Genomic DNA, 4980 nt, shown 5'->3' with positions numbered 1-4980 from the left:
TGTTATGCTCCATTAGCGGCAGCCAGTATACGATAAATTCATTCATTTCTTCTTCGGACAGTCCAATATATGTAAGCTTTTCTTTAAGGAATCTTTCAGTATCGCTTCCAGCGACGCAGAATCCCTTTGAGAAATCATATCTTGTGTGGCAGTTTACAGCGTCCCAGAAGAGATATTTATGGTGTGAACCGTCAGCCTTGTTGAGAAGCGAGCCGTCAGGAGAAGCTATTACGTCCCAGCCATTACTATATTTCGGATATGTTGTGGAGAGTTCGGCTTCTGTAAGCTCCAACTCAATATGAACGTCAGTCTCTTTCTCGGGATATAGGTAGATTACCGGTTTATCCATGTATACTTCATAGACAATCGTAGGAGTTTTATCATCGTCTTCAAATGTTCTAATCCAGCCATATTGATCACAATATTCAGTAAATATCCATTTATCGTTATTATCCTGATATCCTAATTCTGAGAGAGCAGCCCCTTTATAAATAATAGCTACAGGCTCATAGCTCTCATCGGGACCAAGATATAATTTCAAACCATCTGTGACAGTGCGTATCGGAGCGCCGAAGCTGCGATGATCAGGTTCTACATATTCTGTAGCATTCTGATTTATAAGCTCTTTCCTCATCAGTATAAAGTCAAATACATCTATCTTGTTGTCACGGCAGAAATCAACTGCCTTCCAGTTCGGAAGTTTGGTATCTGAAACAGAAAGAAGCCACTTTTGCATTATCAAAGCATCTGAAACTGTGAGACAGCCGTCTTCATTAACGTCTCCATTTGGGACCCATTTCAGATTGCATTGCAATTCAACACTGTTGGTCCCTTCATTTTTGACCTCAAACTCAGGTTCGCAATATCCTCCTCCGGTGATATCAGATATGATGTGATAATAGCTGTCAGAATCATATATATTGGTTCCATAGACTACACAGGGATTTGATGAGATATCATAATACTCGGTTTTACCGCTTGCAGTTAGTTTCATAATGCGAAACTTTTCATCACATTTCGGAATATCGATAAGATCACCTGTATCCTTGTCGTATAAGGTGATTTTTGTTGATTCCTTACTGATAGCGTTGCTCTTTTTAAGTCTGAACACAACGTCAGCAGAGTCGTTATCGTATTTTTTTATGGATATATGTTTGTCAGGGAGGATAGTACCGTTATAATAGCCTGCTTTTTTATCCTCTGTCTCTGGCAGTGAATATCCTACAGGAAGATAATCAGAAACTAAGCCGAATGAGAAGTTGTACCCGTCAAGAAAGTTGCCTAAACCTATAATTGCCGGATTCTTATTAAAACCGATTGGCTGCATATTACAGTAGATCTCGCCCTCGGGAGTGCTTTGGCTTATATCTGTCCATATCCTTGGAATTGTTCCATCCGGAATTGTAAGGATCTCGTCCGTGTCGCTGTCAACAAGGGTAACTCTCATATCTCCAAAAAGCAAAATATTCTGTGCGTTATTTATAACCACACAATCGGCAGATAATGTCTTTTCTATTGCAGTAGGGGTATTGGGCGTAAAATAATTTTCAGTATAGTCATACGCTATCGTAGCATATCCGTCTTTTTTTGCCTGAAATACCAAAATCTCATGTTTTGTACCGCCGTCAAGAGGTTCAGCTGTTTCTTCACTGCAATCTAATGAGAACAGAGATGTTATTACAGAACTATCATAATTACATTCCCGATTAAAGATCCAGTCATGTGATGTACCGATATCAGTATCAAGGCAAAACACAACATAATTATCTTTAACAGATGTCAAGGTATTCTTGTTTGCATACTCCATGTATTCCTCTTTACAGTCGGGAAGCCAGCTGTAGATATCAGTTTCTACAACCTGCGTTCCGAAACTTGTAAAAGAATATTCCTGCTTTAATACAGAATCACGACTGAATTTGACTTTGAAATTAGGCGGAGTTTTCCATGCGCCTTTATATACAATAACTTCATATGCAACATCAGTATCTTCATTAAAAAATACATCATGGTAGAATTCAGTTACAAGTGCTCCAGAGTTTTTTACCTCATATCTCTTTTGACTACGATATTGCTCTTTAAAAACAAGACAAAGCAGATCGCTTTCATTTCCTGAACCTATGTGTGTTGTGCCATATTTATTGCGGAAGTCTAAAGCCTCCTCAAAGCTTGTGGGTATCCAGTCAGGGATAGAGTTTTCGGTCACTGATTCTTCTGCATAAATCTTTGAAGTATCGCTCAAATTCATATTATCTGCGAAAAAAGGAATGATTGCTGTTGAAGCTGATATAACAACAGCTGCAATCTTCTTTAACATCATAATGTCACCTGCCATCTTTGAAATTTACAGTATATAACTGCTTACTTCAATTATACATCAATATGCCTATAAAAGCAATAGAAAAATATTTTATTTTAGTGAATATGCTTTTATTGTTTAACGCATAATGCTGCTGAAATGTGCGGCTGAATTCGTAAATTTTCTATGAACAGATACATAAACTATAACGGAAATGAAATTGGCAGCACGATGGCTGCCTTTCATTCTATATTTTTTTCTGTGAGATTAGTGTTTTGAGTAGTGATGTTATTTTTGGTTGTTTTCTTCAAAACTCAAAAGTTGTCAGCAAGATCGTTTTCCTTATTTATAACATCTTTGATAAGGATATCCTTTGCTTTTTCAGGCTCCTCAAATAAAGGACTGTGTGCTGAGTTTTCAAATGTGTAAAAACCTTTTATATCAGCCTGAACAAGCTTGAAATACTCTTTCTGAAGATCATAATCTGTGGTCATGTCGTATTTACCTGCTAATACATAAAACGGAATGTCAAGCTGCTTGGTAACATCAACTGCTTTAAAATTACCTGATGAAATTTCAGCTTTAGAAACAAAAGACTTTCCTTTCCATATGTTAAGTCTTTCTTTCTGCGTGAAATCAGTCATTTTAAGAGTCGGGAAAAATATCCCTGTAATCACAGATTCCATATTATGAAGTGTTCCAACGCCGTTTTCGTGCATAGCTTTATCACGAGTCTTGGCAAAATATGAGTGCATTTTCTCACATGACATATCAGGTTCAAGGCTTTCATCGCTGAACAGATCATAATACTGTTCCATTTCAGATATCATTTTTTTATTGCCTTCTTTTTTGTACTGTTCAAGCATATAATGATATGCTTTTCTTTCTGACCTGATTTTATCCACGCTCATTCCCATAGCTATGTAAGCTTCATATTTTTCTGGATATTCCGAAGCCAAATTCAAAGCGATTGTTGTGCCGAAAGAATGTCCGATAAGATAAATCTTATCCTGATCAAAACGTTCTCGTAGGTAGTCTGTTACTTCAGCAGCGTCTAATATCATCTGCTCAGAGGTAATAGTTTCAAGCGGCAGATCAGGATCGTAAGACAGGGCAGTTCCTCTGTAGCATAAATAGCATACAGTGAAGTACTCATCTATTCCTGTTGGATATTCATACTCCATCCAGTATTCAGGTATACCTGGGCCTCCGCCCATAAACAGTAAAACAGGATTATCTGCTTTTGAGCCCTTTATTATCATTCCAAGCTTTGTTCCATTAATATCAAGAAATGTTTTTTCACAGACTTCTGCATGATTGTTATTGGTTATTCTTCCTCTGCTTGGCGGAAACAAAATAAGCATAAGAATGAATAATATAATAGCTATAATTGCTGCTATTATCAGTATTTTCTTTATTTTAAGTATTTTATTCATTATAATACGAGAACGGAACTCCTCCGGAAGCATTTTCTTGTGAATCGTACCAATAAGCCTTATTATCAGCAGCCATGAATTCTATCGTACCACTGCCGTCTGTATATTCTATCGTATCGCTCATGTTTGAACCATCACCTGCATAGCTGACAGATTCCTTTGTGCAATTGTTGTATGTCACTTTAACTGCATCATTAGTTGCTGTTACATTACCGCTCATCGTCCAAACAGAAGAATCAGCAACGTTGCCGCTCCATGTTATTATTATAGAAGCCTGATCTGTGCCGATGCAGGATACATACATCATAGCTCTGCCATTAGAATAGTTGCCGATATAATTCATCAGTGGATTCTGCCGACCGTCCGTCTGAATCCTGTAATCCGGATAGCAGAATTGATAGCCGGAATAGTAAGTTATCGTTTCAGGGCCGTTTTCTGTCGTTACAGGTTCAACAACCACTATCCAGCACTTAAAACCCTCAGGACTTGTTCCCTCTGTAACGCTGACGATATTTGCACCTGATCCAGCAAGTTCTTTTACGTTACTGACAGCTGTTTCACGATCTATGCCTATGTTTTCAGAATTGCTGGTGGCGACAGTGTTTTCTTCCTCATTACTATTAGCACTACTGTCTTTTGAAGAAGATTCTGTTGTTGTCTGGATTACTGCAGTAGTTGTAACTGCTTCTGCAGTGGTCGTAACTACGGGTTTGTTAGCAGTTGCAGTACCTTCTTGGCTTTTTCCGCAGCCTGTAAGTGCTGCTGTGATCATGAGTGTTGTGATAATGGCCATTTTTTTCATTTCTTATTATCCTTTTCCTTCGTGTCTAGTATTGTAATATTCACTTCAGCGTCTGCTGTGAATATGTCATCTGACTTATGAGATTATATCCTGACCTGCAATAAGTTTAAGGTTCATTATGCATAATACCATTATACCATATTTTTTTTATTTCATCAAGACAAAACGGGGCGGCTCACAGAAGTGGGGCACAACTATACGTATCACGGACTACCCCAAATCTGTTCCTTCAAGGTGAAACCGGAAATATGGTATTGTAAACACCTTGGTTGTATGATATAATAAGTAAAACAGGGGGAGAGTTTTATAACTCTGAAAACGAAAGGATATATGAGATATGGCCTCAATTGCGATAATTACAGGAGCTACCGGAGGACTCGGGCAAGAATTTGTCAGAGAAGTTTTGAAAGAATCAGTAGACGAGATATGGACAGTTGCAAGAAATC

The 4980-nt window shown here is 38.0% G+C and carries 3 protein-coding genes; all 3 read right to left on the bottom strand.

Going from position 1 to position 4980, the window contains the following annotated elements:
- On the bottom strand, positions 1–2317 hold a 2317-nt coding region (locus J6U00_RS08160; protein WP_296580873.1), incomplete at its 3' end, for a dockerin type I domain-containing protein.
- A 293-nt stretch (positions 2318–2610) separates the two neighbouring features.
- Entirely contained in the window at positions 2611–3732 is a 1122-nt protein-coding gene (locus J6U00_RS08155) for an alpha/beta hydrolase (RefSeq protein WP_296580871.1), read from the bottom strand.
- A complete protein-coding gene (locus tag J6U00_RS08150) occupies positions 3725–4534 on the bottom strand; it encodes a hypothetical protein (RefSeq protein ID WP_296580869.1) in 810 nt (269 codons plus the stop codon). The genes J6U00_RS08155 and J6U00_RS08150 overlap by 8 nt, the downstream gene beginning before the upstream one ends.
- Between the last annotated feature and the right edge of the window lie 446 nt (positions 4535–4980).

Origin of the sequence: Ruminococcus sp. (assembly GCF_017650195.1) — a bacterium.
GTDB lineage: Bacteria > Bacillota > Clostridia > Oscillospirales > Ruminococcaceae > Ruminococcus.
Note: the sequence above shows the minus strand (reverse complement) of the source record. Positions and strands in the feature narration are given on the sequence as shown.

Excerpts from the sequence above, each read along its gene's own strand:
- J6U00_RS08155 (WP_296580871.1), bottom strand. The coding sequence starts at position 3,732 with ATGAATAAAATACTTAAAATAAAGAAAATACTGATAATAGCAGCAATT.
- J6U00_RS08150 (WP_296580869.1), bottom strand. The coding sequence starts at position 4,534 with ATGAAAAAAATGGCCATTATCACAACACTCATGATCACAGCAGCACTT.